15 protein-coding genes are annotated in these 18,032 nt (G+C 63.2%); 5 read left to right on the forward strand and 10 right to left on the reverse strand.

Features of this window, described 5'->3' with window-relative positions:
• Positions 1–7: 7 nt before the first annotated feature.
• Positions 8–1,144 carry a hypothetical protein gene (locus V6B08_RS14990; RefSeq protein ID WP_341982294.1) on the forward strand — a complete coding sequence of 379 codons (1,137 nt, stop codon included), beginning with the start codon at positions 8–10 and terminating at the stop codon, positions 1,142–1,144.
• Here the strand turns inward: V6B08_RS14990 and V6B08_RS14995 are convergent, their stop codons facing one another.
• From V6B08_RS14995 to V6B08_RS15010, 4 genes are all read right to left on the reverse strand, one after another.
• Positions 1,145–2,392 carry a pentapeptide repeat-containing protein gene (locus tag V6B08_RS14995; protein WP_341982295.1) on the reverse strand — a complete coding sequence of 416 codons (1,248 nt, stop codon included), beginning with the start codon at positions 2,390–2,392 and terminating at the stop codon, positions 1,145–1,147.
• 37 nt (positions 2,393–2,429) lie between these two features.
• Positions 2,430–3,851 carry a hypothetical protein gene (locus V6B08_RS15000; protein WP_341982297.1) on the reverse strand — a complete coding sequence of 474 codons (1,422 nt, stop codon included), beginning with the start codon at positions 3,849–3,851 and terminating at the stop codon, positions 2,430–2,432.
• A complete protein-coding gene (locus V6B08_RS15005; protein WP_341982298.1) occupies positions 3,848–4,957 on the reverse strand; it encodes a hypothetical protein in 1,110 nt (369 codons plus the stop codon). Before V6B08_RS15005 ends, V6B08_RS15000 begins: the two co-directional genes overlap by 4 nt.
• Positions 4,958–5,063: 106 nt before the next feature.
• Complete coding sequence (locus V6B08_RS15010; protein WP_341982300.1) at positions 5,064–5,495, reverse strand: NUDIX hydrolase; 432 nt, start codon at positions 5,493–5,495, stop codon at positions 5,064–5,066.
• 47 nt (positions 5,496–5,542) lie between these two features.
• On the opposite strand from V6B08_RS15010, the gene V6B08_RS15015 reads away from it, so the two are divergent.
• The gene (locus tag V6B08_RS15015; protein ID WP_341982302.1) at positions 5,543–6,757 is read left to right on the forward strand and encodes a cytochrome P450; all 1,215 of its coding nucleotides are present in this window, start codon (positions 5,543–5,545) and stop codon (positions 6,755–6,757) included.
• On the opposite strand, the gene V6B08_RS15020 is transcribed toward V6B08_RS15015, so the two are convergent.
• The 6 genes from V6B08_RS15020 to V6B08_RS15045 form a co-directional block, all read right to left on the reverse strand.
• Complete coding sequence (locus tag V6B08_RS15020) at positions 6,742–9,060, reverse strand: xanthine dehydrogenase family protein molybdopterin-binding subunit (RefSeq protein ID WP_341982304.1); 2,319 nt, start codon at positions 9,058–9,060, stop codon at positions 6,742–6,744. The genes V6B08_RS15015 and V6B08_RS15020 overlap by 16 nt on opposite strands.
• Positions 9,061–9,135: 75 nt before the next feature.
• Positions 9,136–10,398, reverse strand: coding sequence for an MFS transporter (locus V6B08_RS15025; RefSeq protein WP_341982306.1), 1,263 nt, complete (start codon positions 10,396–10,398; stop codon positions 9,136–9,138).
• Entirely contained in the window at positions 10,395–11,564 is a 1,170-nt protein-coding gene (locus tag V6B08_RS15030; protein WP_341982309.1) for an acyl-CoA dehydrogenase family protein, read from the reverse strand. Before V6B08_RS15030 ends, V6B08_RS15025 begins: the two co-directional genes overlap by 4 nt.
• A gap of 118 nt (positions 11,565–11,682) precedes the next feature.
• On the reverse strand, positions 11,683–12,456 hold the full coding sequence (locus V6B08_RS15035; protein ID WP_341982311.1) for a TIGR02186 family protein: 774 nt from the start codon (positions 12,454–12,456) through the stop codon (positions 11,683–11,685).
• The gene (locus tag V6B08_RS15040) at positions 12,453–13,379 is read right to left on the reverse strand and encodes a sulfite exporter TauE/SafE family protein (protein WP_341982313.1); all 927 of its coding nucleotides are present in this window, start codon (positions 13,377–13,379) and stop codon (positions 12,453–12,455) included. Before V6B08_RS15040 ends, V6B08_RS15035 begins: the two co-directional genes overlap by 4 nt.
• Positions 13,380–13,407: 28 nt before the next feature.
• Positions 13,408–13,836 (reverse strand): Mpo1-like protein, encoded by a 429-nt coding sequence (locus V6B08_RS15045; protein ID WP_341982315.1) that lies wholly within the window; start codon positions 13,834–13,836, stop codon positions 13,408–13,410.
• Between the two features lie 203 nt (positions 13,837–14,039).
• On the opposite strand from V6B08_RS15045, the gene V6B08_RS15050 reads away from it, so the two are divergent.
• The 3 genes from V6B08_RS15050 (at position 14,040) to V6B08_RS15060 (ending at position 18,028) form a co-directional block, all read left to right on the forward strand.
• The gene (locus V6B08_RS15050; RefSeq protein ID WP_341982317.1) at positions 14,040–14,492 is read left to right on the forward strand and encodes a MerR family transcriptional regulator; all 453 of its coding nucleotides are present in this window, start codon (positions 14,040–14,042) and stop codon (positions 14,490–14,492) included.
• Between the two features lie 64 nt (positions 14,493–14,556).
• Positions 14,557–15,693: a thiolase family protein gene (locus V6B08_RS15055; RefSeq protein WP_341982319.1), complete on the forward strand. Its 1,137-nt coding sequence runs from the start codon at positions 14,557–14,559 to the stop codon at positions 15,691–15,693.
• Positions 15,694–15,709: 16 nt separating this feature from the next.
• The gene (locus V6B08_RS15060) at positions 15,710–18,028 is read left to right on the forward strand and encodes a 3-hydroxyacyl-CoA dehydrogenase/enoyl-CoA hydratase family protein (RefSeq protein WP_341982321.1); all 2,319 of its coding nucleotides are present in this window, start codon (positions 15,710–15,712) and stop codon (positions 18,026–18,028) included.
• Positions 18,029–18,032 lie beyond the last annotated feature (4 nt).

An 18,032-nucleotide genomic window follows, 5' to 3' on the forward strand; every position in this document is an offset into this window, starting at 1 on the left:
TCGCGTCATGAGCGACATGGACGCCGTCCGACAGGGAATGCGGGAGATCGACTTTGTCCTGTATTCCTCCTGGCGCCTGGGCAAGCACATCCTTGCCGGCTGGAGCCATGAAAACAATCAGATCTCCTTCGCCTTCTCCGCGCCCTACAATGTGCTGGGTAATGCGGAAGCCTATCCGCGTCTGATCCGTGGCCGTCGCCTGATGGGCGGCAAGACTTTCGCCGAAACCTGCAAAGTGCTGGGCATCCGGCCGCTGACCATGGACGTGCCGTTCAGCGTCGGTCAGGGCCGCAACGACGTGAACCCGGCGATGATCGAGAATTTGGTCAAGCGCTATGCCGTGGTTGAAACCGCCAACCGCGCCGTGATGCTGTTCGATATCGTCGGCTTCTCCAAGCATTCGCCGCTGGAGCAGGTGGCGCAGCTTTCGTCGCTGGAATACTCGATCAACTCGGCCAGCAAACGCCTCAACGAAGTCGGCCTGCGCAACGAACTGGCACGCTCCACCGTGGGTGATGGTTTCTATGTCTGGAACCGCGCCAAGGGCGTTGAAGCGGATATGCGCACCTATATCGCGCTGATCCTGATCCTGGCCGATAACGCGCTGGCGCGGCGCAAGGGCAATCCGCGCCTGGTGCCGATCCTGCGTGCCGCCTTCACTGTCGGCCCGCATTTCTCCTACCACCAGGTGGAAGGCAACAATCCGCGCGGCTTCGAGTATATCGTCGGCGATGTGACCATCGGTCTGGCCCGCATCATCGGCAAAGCCCAGGCGCAGCAGGTGCTGATCGGGCAGTTCAACCGCTCGTCAGACCAGTTGGTGAACCAGAGCGAGATCGACACCATCCTGTTTCTTGCCCGCGCCGAAAAGCTGGTGCAGCCGCTGATCGGCCAGGAGCTGGGTGGTTACCGTATCACCAATATCCGCGCCAGCGTCACGTCAGCAGTGGAAGTGCGCAACGGCGTCACGGTCTACCGCATCGTCGACAAGCACGGGTTTTCGCACCAGGCCTTCAATGCCCGTATCACCATCGACCGCGATGGCGCGGAATCGATCAGCCTTGGTCTGGGCACCACCGAACTCGGCGAGTTCGGCGCCGAGCCGACGCTTTACGATGTGCGCCAGCTCTCGGGCCAGAAATAGCTAGCGTACAAAGCCAATGGCATCGGTCAGGTCTGCATCGGCAAGATCCGCCGTAGCGAGATCAGCTTCCGTCAGGTCGGCACCGCGCAGGTTGGCGCGGGTGAGCTTGGCGCCGCGCAGATCGCAGCGGCGCAGGTTGGCACCTTCCAGATTGGCGGGGAAATAGCGGTCGGCACCAACCACCAGCGCGCTGAGATTGGCATCGCGCAGATCGGCATGGGCCAGCTTGGCGCCCTTCAGGCTGCTGCCACGCAGATCGGCGCCGGCCAGCTTGCTGTTGCGTAGATCGGCTTCCGCCAGCTTGGCACCCTGCAGCAGCGCGCCTTCCATGTTGAGGCCAAACAGCACGGCCTTGTTCGCCACCAGGCCGACCAGCAGGGCCTTGTAGAGGCTGCCAAGCTTGCGCAGGTCATAGCCGCTGAAATCGGTCAGCTTGCCTTCCTTGCCGCCGCTCGTGACCCACAGACTATGCAGTCGCAGCGCCTCTTCCGGCGTCAGGCCGAGGTCTTCCAGCGGCTTGCCTGCCGGCTTGTCGGAAAGCAGGCCATCGGTGTTGGCGCCGGTGAGATCAGCCATCTGCATCTTGGCGCCGGTGATCACGGCATTGGTCAGTGCCGCACCTTTCAGGCTGGCACCGGAAAGATCGGCGCCGGCCAGATTGGCGCCGGTGAGATTGGCATTGGCCAGATTGGCGCGCACCAGGTTGGCGCCGATCATGATGGCATCGGTGAAATCGGTATGGGTCGCCACCGAACCGGTCATCTTCGCCGAGGTAAGGTTGGCACCGCGCATCTTGGCGCCATTCATTTCCGCCGGGCCGACATCGAAGCCGAGCGCATGAATGTTACCGTGGCGGTCACGTTCGGCGATCATGCCATCGCGCAGATCTGCGTCGAACAGATTGGCCCGGGTGAGATTGGCGCCATGCAGACAGGCTCCGCGCAGATCGGCCCGCACCAGGCTGGCGCCGGTTAAATCGGCCTCGCGCAGATCTGCGCCGAACAGCACCGCGCGGTCAAGATTGCAGTCCTGCAGTTTGGTGCCATACAGCACACAGCCGGTGAAATCGGCATCGCTGAGATTGGCGCCAGATAGGATCAGATTGGAAAGATCATGGAACGACAATATGGCGCGGCGACCGCCCATGATGCCGTTGCGGTAATTCTCATGCGCCTTGATTGCCTGCGCGATCTCGCTGTGGCTCAATTTTTTGCGGCTGCCACGCGATCCGCCTGTGCCTTCGCTCATCGGCCCATCCCCCCAATGAGGCCGCCCTCGGTGCTGCTTATGCCTGCGGCATCCGTGCGATAGCGGCCATCCCGTCCTTCATCAGCTTGTTGGCATACTGACTGCCGGCGACCAGTTCCAGCATGCGCACCGCCGCAAACAGCTTGGTACGCGCCGCCTCCGGGCCTTCCGCATTCAGCTTGCCCGCCTTGATATCGGCCAGCAGCGTGTTGCCGGTGCCATCGATCTGGCTGGTAAGCTGCTTGATCGCGCCGTTGACATCCTTGTCGGCGCCGATCTCGGTCGCCACCCTGGCAACACGCTGCAGCGCATAGACGCGATTCTCGGCCTCGAGCTTGGCGTCGAACACCGCCTTCTTGGCATCCTCGCTGTCTTCTGCCGGCGGCAGCGACAGCACCGCATCAATGCCGCCCAGCACCTTCTCGTCGATGCCGCCGAGCACGCCGATGCGCACCATGTCCTTGAGCTGACGACTGGCCGCATCCATCTCAGGCTGCGGCCCCTCGGCCATGCCGTCCTTCTTCAGCCGGCCGATCAGCGACACGAAATCGCCCACCATGTCAGCCACCTTGGCATCGTCTACCTTTGAAGGATCGGTACGGGTGACGGCACCGAAAAAGCGCTTGGAATCGCCCGACAGCATGGCGCGGACATACTGGCCGGGCTTCATGCCTTCGATGCCGGTGGGCAATTCAGCCAGGGAGTCGAAAATCGGCAGCGCCTGGAAGCCATCGGTGAGGCGCGCCACGGTGATGGCAATCAGGCAGCCGGGCATGCCTTTGCCAGTGGTCGCCACATCGCTGTAGATCTGCTTGATCTCCTCCACCTGCTCTTCCAGCAGGCGGCCGACCGGCTTCGGCGACATCGCCTCACGCAGCTTTTCGGTTTCCGGCGCCAGTTCCAGGAGGCAGGTCATGTCGGTGAGGTCACCCAGCACGTTCTCCCCCCCCAGCTTCTCCACCAGGGCGGCATGCTGGCCGGGATCGGCGGCAGCCTTGTTCAATTCCTCGCGCAGGCGCTGCGCCGCGACTTTCCAAAGCGTAGCACCCAGGCGCGGAATACGCGGATCGCTGCTGGACCCGATATCGGGGGCCGGTGCGGCGCGCAGCGAGGCTTCAAGCTGCTTCACGGCGGCGGCATCCAGGCTGGACAGCACGAATTCCCAGCAGGGCGCCAGCGACGAGCGGGCGATGCGGCCGAACGGCTTCACGCCGTCATCGCCCATCACCAGCAGATCCTCGAACGGATGGCAGAACACGCGCTGCAGCGTGAGGTAACGCGGCGGCCGGGTTTTCACCAGACGCGGGCGCAGGGTGCCAAGCGCGGCATTGGCAACAGCGGCAGAGAGGACGATAGCGCGCGAACGCTCGATGAGCAGTGTGAGCTGCGCCACCTTCTCGTCGGGTATCTCGAACAGCTTGCGTTCGATATCCCGCAGTTCGGAAGCAAGATCGGTCATACCTGCCTCCTTTTCGTGGATTCGACCCGTCGCAGCATTTCCATATCCAACGTGCCTGAATTCCAACTCTCAAGCGCCCGCACCTGGAGCTTGGTGTTTTCCTGCATCGCCTGGGCATTCGGGCGGTTGGCCGCTTCCTTTTCCGGGATGATGGGCAGAATTCGATAAATTTCCGTTATCGCCGCCCGCTGGGTATCCCGGTCCTTATCCTGCACATCCTGCCACAGCAGGATAACGTATTCCCAGCCATCAACCGTCCACCACAGCCGTTCCAGGTCCTTTTGGATCGAGCCGGAAATCTTCTCCCAGTTCATCAGCACCCGCTCGGGATGTTCCAGAGGGCGCATCGCGGAAGCAATGAGTTCCTTGGCATAATCGCCGGTAAACCCGCAAATCTTGCCAATCGGGCGAGCCAGTTCCGCAGCTTCCGACTTGTCCTCGGCAGACCATTTGGCCATGGCTTCCTCGAGCCCGGCGATGGCATTGACGATGCGGCGCAGGCGGCAATCCTTGCTCATGCCGGGCACGCCGAGCGGCGAGATCAGGTTGCCCCAGGATTCCAGCCGGTCGTAAAGCAGATTCGTCGTAGCCTGCAACCGCTGGGCGATGTCGCCCATGGCATGCTTCACCCGGTCTCGCCCGGAGTCGGACACGAAGTCGGAGACGCGCAGATTCATCTGGCCGCCCGACATCTTCTCCAGCGCCCCCTTGAACAGGAAGAAGCGCGTCAGCAGCATCTCGTTTTCATCTTCCGCCAATGCTTCCTCGGCGGACTTCTGCGCTTCCGGGCCGGCGAGGCCTGATTTCGCCGCCTCCAGCGTGGCACTGCGCACATGTGGCGGCAGACAGGAATTGCGCTTCAGGATCTCTTCATGCAGCGAACGATCATGCATCGTCAGCGAGAAGATTTCCGGCACATCCTTCCAGCGGATGACGTAATTGCCCTTCACACCGGAGAAGGCGGAGACCGTGAGTTCAAGCTGCTCGCGGCTATCCACGCGCACACGCGCCTGGCTGATGGCCGGCGTGGTGAAACTGACAGCGGTGCCACGCTCCTCGAATTTCGTCGGCTGAAACTGCGAGCCGGCGCCTTTTGGAAAATTCATTCCCTGCCCCTGAGGGTAGAATAATAGGTCTGTTGCAAGCCACTAAAGCACAATTGGCCCGCGCCGGAAATGTCTGTATCCGACTGACAGTTAATCCTTCACATACTCATTGCGACAAAAAGCGACGAGACTGCTCCACCACCCGCAGCGTCTCCTCCCAGAGATCAAGTTCTTCTAGTTCTTTCGGCGTAAACCAGGCGGCCTCGGCCGCATCATCGCCCGCCACGGTGTCGCCAGAGCGCCAGCGCGCGGCATAGTCGATGATGGTGTAATGATACAGCACACGGCCTTCCGTATCGCGCTGGACCGAGTCGATCACTGCAACCAGTCCGAGTAAATCAATTTCGACACCGGTCTCCTCCAGCAATTCCCGCCGGATACCCTGTTCCACCGTCTCGCCCAATAATTGCCCCCCGCCCGGCAGACTCCATAGCCCCTGACGCGGCGGCTGGCCCCGGCGGATCATCAATACCTTGCCCTCATGCCAGACCACGGCGCCAAGGCCGACTATCGGAGCGGAGGGGTATTCACGCGGCATCGATCCATCTCCATACTCGGGCAAAATAACAGACGCCGGGAAGCGCCATGACAGTGACCTTCAACGCCCGCGACGCGGCGGTGATAGCCGATCCGTACCCCTCACTGCATGCCCTGATGGAGCATGATCCGGTGCATTGGAGCGACAAGCTCGGCGGTTGGATACTGACGCGCTACGACCATATCCGCCAGTCCCTGCGTGACCGGCGCTTTTCCTCCGACCGCATGCGGCCCTTCTTCGACCGTATGCCAGATGCGGAACGCGCCGACTTGCGTGAACTTGATGCCAGCATGCGGCTCTGGGCGGTGTTCAACGATCCGCCGGCGCATACAAGGGTGCGAGGGCTGATGAACAAGGCCTTCACCACCAGCGCGCTGGAGGCCATGCGACCGCGCGTGGCAGCCATTGTCGAGCGGCTGCTCGATGACCTCGCCAAACGCGGTGGGGAAACCGATTTCATCCAGGATTTCGCCTATCCGCTACCGGCCCATGTCATTGCCAGCATGCTGGGCGTGCCGGCCGCCGATGTAGAGAAACTGAAACATTGGTCAGACCACCTCGGCGCCTTCGTGCTGACCTCGCGCATGTCCGCCGACAAATACCGTCAGGCCAACAGCGCCCTGCTGGAGATGAACGCCTATTTTACCGATCTGGTGGAAGCCCGGCGGCGCCAGCCAGAGGCAGATGTCACCACCGGCATGGTGCAAGCGGAACAGCGCGGCGACTTCCTTTCCACCGAAGAACTGGTGGGCGCCTGCGTATTGCTGCTGTTTGCCGGACACGAGACCACCACGCATCTGCTTGGCAACGGCCTGCTGGCGCTGCTCAAGCACCCGGAGCAGATGCATATGCTGCGCGACGATGCGACGCTGGCCGCAACCGCCATAGAGGAGATGCTGCGCTGGGACGGGCCATCACTCGCGCAGGTACGCGTTGCGGCTGAGGATATCGAGCTCGAAGGCAAGCAGATCAAGCGCGGCGACCGGGTATTCCAGATGCTCTGTGCGGCCAACCGCGATCCGCGCGTGTTCGAGCAGCCGGACCGTTTTGACATCCGGCGCCAACACAATCCGCACCTGACCTTTGGCTATGGCATCCACTTCTGTATCGGCGCACCGCTGGCACGGCTGGAAGGCCAAACCGCCTTCCCCGCCCTGCTGCGCCGGCTGCCGCATATCGAACTTGCCGCCGCCCCGGACTGGAGCGACTCAATCGTGGTGCGCGGCCTGAACAGCCTGCAGATCAGTTATTCCGCCGCCTGACGCTGCTGCAGGATTTCCCAGATGCGTTCTGGTGTCGCCGGCATATCGACATGCCTGACGTTCAGCGCATCGGCCAGCGCGTTCATCACCGCCGGCGGCGCACCAACCGCGCCCGCCTCGCCAGCGCCCTTGACGCCCAGCGGGTTGGTCTTGCACGGCACCTCGCAGAGGATCACTTGGATGTCCGGCATATCGTCTGCACGCGGCATGCAATAATCGGTGAAGCTGCCGGTGAGCAACTGGCCATCGGCATCATAGACCACGCGCTCATACAGCGCCTGGCCAATGCCCTGAGCGACACCACCCTGGATCTGGCCTTCCACGATCATGGGGTTGATCACCTTGCCCATGTCGTCGGCAACGACATAGCGGGTGACGGTGGCGATGCCGGTGGCTTCGTCCACTTCCACTTCCGCCACATGGCAGCCATTGGGGAAGGTGATCGCCTGGACCTGGAAATCGGCTGCCGTGTCGAGGCCAGCCGGCTGATCCGCTGCGGCGCCTGAGCGCAACCGCGCGGTGGCCGCCACTTCCAGGATGCTGGCGCCTCGGTCGGTGCCGGCGATACGGAACTGGCCATCATTGAACTCGATATCGGCCACGGCCGCTTCCAGCATGTCAGCGGCGATATCCTTGCCCTTCTCAATCACCTTGTCGCTGGCGGCGAGAATGGCGCCGCCCTCGGAATAGAGCGAACGCGCGCCGCCGGTGCCGCCGCCCGTGGGGATGCGGTCGGAATCGCCCTGGGTGACGCGGATTTTCTCGAACGGCACGCCAAGCTTGTTGTGGATGAGCTGCATGTAGGCGGTCTCATGGCCCTGGCCGGTCGACTGGGTGCCGACCAGCACTTCCACATCACCGCCCTCATGGAACAGGATTTCCGCCCGCTCGGTCGGGGCACCACCGGTGGCTTCGAGATAATAGGCCATGCCGACGCCCAGCCGCTTGCCGCGCTTGGCGGCTTCCTTGCGCCGTGCTTCCGCGCCGGCCCAATCGAACGCCTTCAGCGCCGTGGCCGAGGTATTCTCGAACTCGCCCGAGTCATAGGTGAGGCCCATGGCGCTGGTCCACGGGAAGGCCGAGGGCGGGATATAGTTCTTGCGCCGCAATTCCGAACGCTCGACGCCGAGTTCCACCGCCGCCACGTCGATCAGGCGCTCCATGATGTAGTTCGATTCCGGGCGGCCGGCACCGCGATAGGCATCCACCGGCACCGTGTTGGTGAATACGCCCTCGACGCGGGCATGCACCGCCTGGAAACGGTAGACCGAGGACAGCACCTTGGTGCCGGCCATGGTCGGGATCATCGGCGCATAAGTGGAAAGATAGGCGCCCATATCGGCGATGTTATGCACACGCAGCGCCAGGAAATTATGGTCCTTGTCCAATGCCAGCTCGGCCTCGGTGAGATTGGCGCGGCCATGGGTATCGGTGAGGAAGGCCTCGGCGCGGTCCGACGTCCACTTCACCGGACGCTTCAGTTCGCGCGCGGCGAACAGCGTCATCACCTGCTCCGGATAGATGAAGATCTTCATGCCGAAGCCGCCGCCAACATCGGTGGTATGCACCGAGAATTGCGCCGGCTCGACGCTGAAAATCTTCGACAGCAAATTCTTCTGCACCCACACGCCCTGGGTCGGGGTGTAGAGCGTGAAGCGGTTGCTTTCGGCATCATGCGCCGCCAGCGCGGCACGCGCCTCCATCGAGGCGACGACGATGCGGTTGTTGGTCAGGCGCAGCTTCACTGTGTGGGCGGCGGCGGCGAAGAGTTCGTCCACCTTGTCCTTCTTGCCAACTTCCCAATCGAACACGCGGTTGTTCGGCGCCTCGGGCCAGATCTGCGGCTGGCCGGGCTGCATCGCGGTGGCCATGTCGGGCGCCGCCGGCAGCGGATCATAGTCTACCGCCACCAGTTCGGCGCCATCGCGCGCCTGTGCCAGGGTCTCGGCCACAACGAAAGCGATCGGATCGCCGACATGGCGCACGAAGCCTTCGGCGAGCGCCGGGCGCGGCGGATCGGCGCGCTTGCTGCCATCACGGTTCTTCAGCGGAATGGTACAAGGCAGGTCGCCGATCTTGGCGTCGCGCAGGTCGGCCACGGTGTAGACCGCCAGCACACCCGGCGCCTGGCGGGCTTCCGAGGTATCGATGCCAAGGATGCGGGCATGGGCATGGGGCGAGCGCAGGAAATAACCGAAGGCCTGGCCCGGCAGGCTGATATCGTCGGTGTAGCGGCCCTGGCCGGTAATGAAACGCTTGTCCTCCACCCGGCGGACCGGCTGGCTGAGGCCGAACTTGCTCATGCGCGTATTCCTTGGAAGCGGGGCTTAAAACGGGGAGTCAGATTGGGAATGATGATAGGGATTCCGGCTGGTGTTTCAAGCCGCCTCCCGCAGCGCCCGATAGGTCCAGAATGGCAGGGCGCCCAGCACCACGCAGATACCGGAATAGACGAAAACCGCGTTGTAGCTGCCGGTAAGATCGTGCAGCAGCGCACCGAGATAGCTGCCGGCCGCTATGCCGAGGCCACTGCCGAGCATCACCGTGCCGAAGATGTTACCAAGCCGCCGGCCCTGGAAGATGCGCGCCGCCGTGGAACTGACCATCGGGCCACGGGCGCCGAAGGTGAGGCCGATGCAGAGCACGAAAACCGCGATCAGCAGCTCATTGAAATAGAACTGCAACGCCCATAGCGCCAGCAGGCCGGTAAGGCTGAAGATATAGGACAGCAGGGCCGAGGCATGGCGCCCGATGCGGCCATCGGCCCAGGCGAAACCGATGATGCCGATCGGCGTCAGGATGCCGACCAGACCGTAGACCGAAGCCGCCTTGAGTGGCGGATAGCCGAGTTCGACCAGATAGGCGACACCCTGCACCATCACCGAGAAGATGCCGGAGCCGGTGAAGAAGAATACCGAAGCCAGGCCCCAGAAGGCCGGCTCGCGCAACGCCTTGCCGAGCGTCCATTCATGCTGGCCGCTGCTGCCGCTCGACATCGCCAGCCGTGCTGCCTGCCAGCCGGGCGAGCCCGCCTGGGCGCGGCGCCAGTCCAGTATCGGCAGCAGCATCACGCCGACCAGCGGCAAAGCCGCAAGGCCGAGATAGGCGATACGCCAACCAAACGTCTCGATCATCCACTGCGACAACGGCACAATCAGCAATGTGCCGATGCCGAGTCCGGCATAAACCAGACTGACGCTCCGGGAGAGTTTGGCGCCCTCGAACCAGCGCGCCAGGAAGGCGGAATGCGCGGCATTGCCAAGCGCCGCCGAGCCACAGCCGACCAGCAGCCCGATGGCGATATAGAGTTGCCACAGTTCCCGGGCGAAGGAGGCGAGGCCGAGACCGAGGATGAACAGCACCAGGCCGGTGACATAGATGCGCCGCGCCCCGAAACGGTCGAAACCATAGCCGGCCAACGGCGCACCGAAGCCGGCGATCAGCATCATCAGCGAATAGATGGTGGCAACATGGGCACGGTCGGCGGCGAATTCACGGGTCAACGGCAGCAGGAAGGCGGTGAAGCATTCGCTCAAGCCGCGATTGATGACACTGAACAGGAAGCAGATCGTCGCCACCGCCATCGGCAGGCGGGGCGGTACCAGCGTTGTACTACTTGATCCGTCGTCCGGCATGGTCATGCCTGTGCCGCAGCATCGCGCAGCATGTTGCGCGCGATCACGATCTGCTGCACCTGGCTGGTGCCCTCATAAAGCCGGAACAGGCGCACATCGCGGTAGAAGCGTTCCACCGCATATTCCTGCATGTAGCCCGAACCGCCATGGATCTGCACCGCGCGGTCGGCGACGCGGCCAACCATCTCGGAAGCAAACAGCTTGCAGCAGGAAGCCTCGGTCGCAACCACCTCGCCGGCGGCATAGCGCCGGGCCGCGTCCTGCACCATGCAGCGCGCGGCATAGGCTTCCGTGCGGCTGTCGGCCAGCATCGCCTGCACCAACTGGAATTCGGCAATAGGCTGGCCGAACTGCTTGCGCTCGCGGGCATAGCTTAAGCTCTCATGGATCAGCCGCTCGGCCGTGCCGACACAGAGCGCCGCGATATGCAGGCGGCCACGGTCCAGCACCTTCATCGCCGTCTTGAACCCCTGCCCCGGCTTGAGACCGATGATATTCGCCGCCGGCACTTTCACATTGTCGAAGATCACATCGGCGGTATGGGCGCCGCGCTGGCCCATCTTCTTGTCCGGCTTGCCGATGCGTATACCCGGCGACTTGGCGTCGACGATAAAGGCGGAAATGCCGCCCGCCCCCTTGTTGCCGGGATCCGTGCGTGCCATCAGGGTGAAGATCGAAGCATGCGGCGCGTTGGTGATGAAGCGCTTGGTGCCATTCACCACGTAATGATCGCCATCCAGGTCGGCGCGGGTACGCAGAGAAGCGGCATCGGAGCCTGCTTCCGGCTCGGTGAGCGCGAAGCTGGCCACCATCTCGCCCGCCGCCAGCTTCGGCAGATAGGCGCGCTTCTGCTCCTCGGTACCATCGATCAGGATGCCCTGGCTGCCGATGCCGACATTGGTGCCGAACATGCTGCGGAAGGCCGGCGAGGTCCAGCCTAGCTCCATCACCAGTTCGACTTCCTCGGCCATGTCGAGGCCAAGGCCGCCATATTCTTCGGGGATCGACAGGCCGAACAGGCCCATTTCGGCGAAGGCGGCGCGGATCTCATCCGGAATCCGGTCGTCATCCGCCACCTGGCGCTCCAGCGGCACCAGGCGTTCACGCACGAAGCGGCGCAACGTGGTGCGAAACTGATCGAGAATATCCTTGTCCATCACAATGGCACTCATGTCAGAGAAATGAAATGCAATTTCGCATATTGCTTCCCCAGGAGAAAGTGTTGCTGGGAAAAGAGGTGGCGTCAGAACGCGGGGGGTACGGCAATACCTTTACCCCCACCCACAGCCATCACCTGCGGAACAGCAAAGCTGCGGCCCAGCCAGCCGTCACCGCCAGCAGTACGGATATGAAACCATAGACCGCCGGCTCGCGGCGGGAAAAGTCGAAGATTTCCTGCTCGATGCCCTGCTTGTCGACGAATAGCGGCGTCGATTGCGCCGCGATCACACGGTCGTCGCGGATCAGATAGACTTCCGTCGTGTAGGTGCCGACCGGCACGGTGGATGGGAAGCTGATCTCGGTGCGGAACAACTTGGGCCCCAGGAAAACCACGCTGGTCTCCTCGCGGTAGAGGCCGCCCAGCGCCTTGTGCCGCAGGATGGCAGCGCGGTGCGGACTGGTATCGGGCTCCTCGGCTGGCCGGGTGAAACGGAAGCGCAGATTCTCGCCACCGATCTGCAGCCGCGCCAGCAAGCTCGGCGAGGCCACTTCCTTCAACGGCCGGGTCGAGGCAACGGCGTAATAGGCCGGCACGCCCTCGAAACGCAACGGCGAGCGGTTGAGCCAGATGCCGGCTTCGCGCTTCTTCTGCCGCACGATGGCCGGGCCCGATGGGCCGCGCACCACCACCACGATATCGCCCGGCTCGTCCACCGAACCGAACAGCAGCAATTCAGTGCCGGTGAAACTGGAGGTGATGGCGATCAGATGCGCCGAAAGATCGGTGACCAGCGGCGCATCGGCCGGCACCACGGTGGAAGACAGGCCACGCTGCGACCGCGCCTCGCCGGCGCAAACCAGCAGCAACAGCAAGGTGAACAGCGTGGTGAACCGGCGCGTCATCGCAGATTCCCCGGCTCGAGCGAGTAGATATCCGCCGGCGGAATAAACAATTCCAACGCCAGGAAAATCGCGACGCCAAGCACCAGGGCCGCCAGCAGGCCACGCAGATGCTCGCCGCGCAAAGCCGCACCGGCACGGGCACCGAATTGCGCCCCGACCACCGAACCGACCAGCAGCATCAGTGCCAGGGTGACATCCACGGTCTGCGTGGTGATGGCATGCAGCATGGTGACATTGGCGGTGACGAAGATGATCTGGAACAGCGAGGTACCAACCACCACGGCAGCCGGCATGCCGAGCAGATAAATCATCGCCGGCACCAGCAGGAAGCCGGCGCCCACACCCATGATCGCCGCCAGCACACCCACAACGAAGCCGAGCAGGAGCGGGAGCAAGGCGCTGATATAGAGCTGCGAGCGACGGAAGCGCATCTTGAAGGGCAGCGCCTTGAGCAGCGGGTGATCATGGAAACGCTTGATCTTGCGCGGCGGCGCGGCATCGGCTCGGCGGCGCAGCGCGCGCACCGCATCCACTGCCATCAGGCTGCCGACAGTGCCGAGAATCACCACATAGGAGAGGCTGATCACCAGATCGAGATGACCGGCCTGGCGCATGTAGCTGAACAGCCATGCGCCGAAGCCGGAGCCGGCAAGGCCGCCGGCCAGCAGCATGCCGCCCATGCGGAAATCGACATTGGCCTTGCGCCAATGGGCATAGAAGCCGGAAACACTGGCCGCCACCACCTGGTTGGCGGAGGTCGCCACCGCCACCGCCGGCGGCACGCCGATGAAAATCAGTAATGGCGTCAGCAGGAAGCCGCCGCCGACGCCGAACAGGCCGGAGAGATAGCCAACCGCGCCGCCCAGGCCAAGCAGCAGCCAGATATTGACCGACAGCTCAGCGATGGGCAGGTAAATCTGCATCGGACTCTAAAACGCCCTTGTTTAAGGGTTACACTGCTGCGTGACCGGTCTGGCTGCTGCTGGTAACGCCGGCGCGCTCAAGCTCTGGCCCGAGCCGGCCGGTGATGAAACAGAAATACATGCGGAAGTCGGAAACCAGCGACCAGTATGGATATTTGAAGGTCGCCGGGCGGTTCTTCTCGATGAAGAAATGCGCGATCCAGGCCGGACCGTAGCCCGAGACCAGCGCCACTGGCAGGTACCAGGCATTGCCGGTGACAATCAGTGCCGCCAGGGCAATCAGGGCCAGGCTGGTGCCGAAATAGTGCAATGCGCGAGCCTTCGGGTTTGAATGCTCCCTCAGGTAGTAGGGCCAGAAGGCGGCGTAGGTGGTAATGCGTTCATCCGCCATGGCAATTTCCTCCATGCGCTGGCGCGGCTGGCCGGCAGCATAGACCTGCCAGCCTTGGTTTTCCACAGCCGATTCCACCCCATATGGGCCCCCTTGCTGCCCTAGGGGCAGGTTTTTAACGCGTGGAAGCCGCGACGATAGCTTGGGCGCAATTGTGAATAAGAATCCAGTTGACGTTTACGTTAACGTAAACTAAGAGTCGGCCCCAGCAAGACGCAAGGCCGGCATCGCTCGAAGACGATGCGGCCGGAGGCAGTGGGAGGCGTTCCGTGACCGAGAAGACCTTCACCATCACCGACCTCGCGCAGGAATTCAAAGTTACTGCCCGCGCGATCCGTTTTTACGAAGACAAGGGCCTGCTGCATCCCTCCCGCCAGGGCATGAACCGGGTCTATACCAAGCGCGACCGCGCCCGCCTGATCCTGATTCTGCGCGGCAAGCGGCTCGGTTTCAGCCTCGCGGAGATCCGCGAGATGATCAATCTCTACGATCTCGGCGACGGCCAGGGCGAACAGCTCCGCGTCACGCTGCGGCGCTCGGCGGAACGGCTCAAGGCGCTGGAAGCGCAGCGCCGCGATGTCGATGCCGCCATCGACGAGCTACGTCGCTCGGTTGCCATACTTGAGGAATATCTTGGCCTCAAGGACCGTGGCGGCAAGGTGCCGAACATTGATGACTTCGTGAAGACCCGCAGCGACGCGATGCTGAACGTCGCTGAATAAGCAGTCAGCAAAACCAAACCGTCTCGATCTTTATCTATCTCGTACCCCTAGGGAGAAAACCGCCATGCGCAATGTCGTCATCGCCGCCTATGCCCGTTCGCCTTTCACGCTGGCCCGCAAGGGCGCGCTGACCAAGGTGCGGCCCGATGACCTGACGGCGCAGGTGGTTAAGGCGCTGGTCGAGCGCAGCGGCGTCGATCCGAAGGCCATCGAGGACGTGATCGTCGGCTGCGCCTTCCCCGAGGGCGAGCAGGGCCTCAACGTCGCCCGCCTGATTTCCTTCCTGGCCGGCCTGCCGCAGGAAGCCGCCGGCACCACCGTCAACCGCTTCTGCGGTTCGTCGATGCAGTCGATCCACCAGGCCGCTGGCGCCATCCAGATGAATGCCGGCGAAGCCTTTATCTGTGCCGGCGTGGAGAGCATGACCCGCGTGCCGATGGGCGGCTTCAACACGCTGCCCAACCCGAAGCTGCTGCAGGATTATCCGCAGGCCTATGTCTCCATGGGCATCACCGCCGAAAACCTGGCGAAGAAGTATTCCATCGACCGCAAGGCGCAGGAGCAGATGGCGGTGGAAAGCCATCGCAAGGCCGCCGCCGCGCAGCAGGCCGGCAAGCTGAAGGATGAAATCGTCGCCATCATCGACGGCAACAACCGCGTTGAGCTGGATGGCTGCATCCGCCCGGATACCTCCGTTGAGGGCCTCGCCGGCCTCAACCCGGCCTTCGACCAGGCCGGCACCGTCACCGCCGGCACATCCTCGCCGCTCACCGATGGCGCTTCCGCGACGCTGGTATGCTCGGAAGACTTCGCCAAGGCCCATGGCCTGAAGCCGCTTGCCCGCATCAAGTCGGTGGCTGTCGCCGGCTGCGCGCCGGAACTGATGGGCATCGGCCCGGTGCCGGCGACCGAGAAGGCGCTGAAGCGCGCCGGCCTCAGCCTGAAGGACATCGACATCATCGAGCTGAACGAAGCCTTCGCCGCCCAGGCACTGGCTTGCGTGAAGCAGGCCGATTACGACATGAGCAAGGTGAATATCGACGGCGGCGCCATTGCGCTCGGCCATCCGATGGGCGCCACCGGCGCCCGCATCACCGGCAAGGCTGCTGCGCTGCTGAAGCGCGAAGGCAAGCAGTTCGCGCTGGCCACCCAGTGCATCGGCGGCGGCCAGGGCATCGCCACCGTGCTGGAAGCCGTGTAAGCGGAGCGCGACGCATATGACCGAGATCAAGAAAGTTGCCGTCATCGGCTCCGGCGTCATGGGTTCCGGCATCGCCGCCCATGTCGCCAATGCCGGCATTCCGGTGCTGCTGCTGGATATTGTTCCCAAGGGAGCGAATAACCGCAACGCGCTCGCCGAGGGCGCGATCCAGAAGATGCTCAAGACCAAGCCGGCGCCGTTCATGCATCCGCGTGTCGCCAAGCTGGTCACGCCGGGCAATATCGAAGATGACCTCGCCAAGCTCGCCGATGTCGACTGGATCTGCGAAGCGATCATCGAGAATGTCGAGCTGAAGCGCGACCTCTATGCCAAGCTGGAGCAGAACCGCAAGAAGGGGTCGATCGTCACCTCGAACACCTCGACGATCCCGCTCGACCTGCTGACTCAAGGGCTGCCGGAAAGCTTTGCCGCCGATTTCGCGGTGACGCATTTCTTCAACCCGCCGCGCTACATGCGCCTGTTCGAACTGGTGAAGGGCCCCAAGACCCGCAGCGATGCCATCGCAGCTTTGCGCAAGTTCGGCGACGAGAAGCTCGGCAAGGAAGTGGTCGACTGCAAGGACCGCCCGGGCTTCATCGCCAACCGCATCGGCATCTACTGGTCCACGGTCGCCACTGCGCTCGCCTATGACATGGGCCTCACCGTCGAGGAAGCCGACAGCATCATCGGCAAGCCGACCGGCATCCCGAAGACCGGTATTTTCGGCCTCGCCGACCTCACCGGCATCGACCTCGGCCCCTATGTGGTCGGCTCGATGCTGAAGACTTTGCCCGCCAGCGATCCGCTGCCGCAGTTCCACAAGGCCGATCATCCGCTGAACGCCTTGATGCAGAAGATGATCAAGGACGGCTATACCGGCCGCAAGGGCAAGGGCGGCTTCTACCGCAACAAGGGCAAGGAAGCCCTGGACCTGCAGACCGGCGAATACCGCCCGAAGCAGCGGCCCAACTTTGCTTCCGTGAAGGCGGCCCGCAAGGGCCTGCGTGCCCTGGTCGAATTCGACGACAAGGGCGGCAAATATGCCTGGGGCGTCTTAAGCCGCGTGCTCTCCTACGCCGCTGACCTGGTGCCGGAAATTGTCGACGACATCGCCGCCGTGGATGTGGCGATGAAGACCGGCTATGCCTGGAAATACGGCCCCTATGAGCAGATCGACCAGCTTGGCACCGCCTGGTTTGCCGAGAAGCTGAAGGCCGAAGGCATGCCGGTGCCGAAGATGGTGCAGGTCGCCAATGGCCGGCCCTTCTACAAGGAAGAAAACGGCAAGGCCTATCGCCTCACGCCGGCCGGCGAGTATGCCGAGATCGTGGTGCAGGAAGGTGCCTGGATGCTGGCCGACGTGAAGCGGGGCAAGCAGCCGATCCTCTCCAACAAGGGCGCCAGCCTGTGGGATGTTGGCGACGGCGTCGCCTGCCTTGAGCTGCACACCAAGATGAATGCGGTGGATGCCGATATCATCGCCATGGTGAAGGAAGCGGCCAAGATCGACAAGAAGGGCTTCAAGGCCCTGATCATTGGCGGCGACTACGACAACTTCTCTGTCGGCGCCAATGTCGGCATCGCGCTGTTCCAAGCCAATATCGCCATGTGGCCGGCCATCGAGCAGGGTATCGCCGAGGGCCAGGACGCCTATATGAAGCTGAAATATGCCCCCTTCCCCGTGGTTGCGGCGGTGGCGGGCATGGCCTTGGGCGGCGGCTGCGAACTGGCGCTGCATTCCGATGCCATCCAGGCCCATGCCGAAAGCTATATGGGCCTGGTGGAAGTGGGCGTCGGCGTCATCCCCGGCTGGGGTGGCTGCAAGGAACTGATCACCCGCGCCATCACCAACAAGCGCCGCCCCGGCGGCCCGATGCCGGCCTTGGCCCAGGTATTCGAGGCGATCTCGACCGCCAAGGTGGCGACATCCGCCATGGAAGCCCGCGACATGCTGATCCTACGCGATGGCGATGGCATCACCATGAACCGCCGCCGTCTGCTGGCCGATGCCAAGGCCAAGGCGCTGAAGCTGGTGGAAAACTACGCCCCGCCCAAGCCGGTGGAAATCAGCCTGCCCGGCCCGGCCGCCAAGGCGGCGATGAGCCTGGCCGTGGAAGGTTTCGCGCAGCAGGGCAAGGCGACCAAGCATGACGTGGTGGTTTCCGCCGCGCTCGCCAACGTGGTCTCCGGCGGCAACACCGACATCACCGAGGTGGTGACGGAAAAGCGCCTGCTGGAACTCGAGCGCGAGAATTTCATGTCGCTGATCAAGACCAACGCCACCCTGGACCGCATCGAGCATATGCTGACCAAGGGCCGGCCGCTCCGCAACTGATCGG

This window comes from Ferrovibrio sp. MS7, assembly GCF_038404985.1.
GTDB lineage: Bacteria > Pseudomonadota > Alphaproteobacteria > Ferrovibrionales > Ferrovibrionaceae > Ferrovibrio > Ferrovibrio plantarum.

Coding starts and splice junctions, on each gene's coding strand:
- V6B08_RS15030 (WP_341982309.1), bottom strand. CDS start 11,564: ATGAGTGCCATTGTGATGGACAAGGATATTCTCGATCAGTTTCGCACC.
- V6B08_RS14995 (WP_341982295.1), bottom strand. CDS start 2,392: ATGAGCGAAGGCACAGGCGGATCGCGTGGCAGCCGCAAAAAATTGAGC.
- V6B08_RS15040 (WP_341982313.1), bottom strand. CDS start 13,379: ATGCAGATTTACCTGCCCATCGCTGAGCTGTCGGTCAATATCTGGCTG.
- V6B08_RS15055 (WP_341982319.1), top strand. CDS start 14,557: ATGCGCAATGTCGTCATCGCCGCCTATGCCCGTTCGCCTTTCACGCTG.
- V6B08_RS15035 (WP_341982311.1), bottom strand. CDS start 12,456: ATGACGCGCCGGTTCACCACGCTGTTCACCTTGCTGTTGCTGCTGGTT.
- V6B08_RS15010 (WP_341982300.1), bottom strand. CDS start 5,495: ATGCCGCGTGAATACCCCTCCGCTCCGATAGTCGGCCTTGGCGCCGTG.
- V6B08_RS15005 (WP_341982298.1), bottom strand. CDS start 4,957: ATGAATTTTCCAAAAGGCGCCGGCTCGCAGTTTCAGCCGACGAAATTC.
- V6B08_RS14990 (WP_341982294.1), top strand. CDS start 8: ATGAGCGACATGGACGCCGTCCGACAGGGAATGCGGGAGATCGACTTT.
- V6B08_RS15015 (WP_341982302.1), top strand. CDS start 5,543: ATGACAGTGACCTTCAACGCCCGCGACGCGGCGGTGATAGCCGATCCG.
- V6B08_RS15060 (WP_341982321.1), top strand. CDS start 15,710: ATGACCGAGATCAAGAAAGTTGCCGTCATCGGCTCCGGCGTCATGGGT.
- V6B08_RS15025 (WP_341982306.1), bottom strand. CDS start 10,398: ATGACCATGCCGGACGACGGATCAAGTAGTACAACGCTGGTACCGCCC.
- V6B08_RS15000 (WP_341982297.1), bottom strand. CDS start 3,851: ATGACCGATCTTGCTTCCGAACTGCGGGATATCGAACGCAAGCTGTTC.
- V6B08_RS15020 (WP_341982304.1), bottom strand. CDS start 9,060: ATGAGCAAGTTCGGCCTCAGCCAGCCGGTCCGCCGGGTGGAGGACAAG.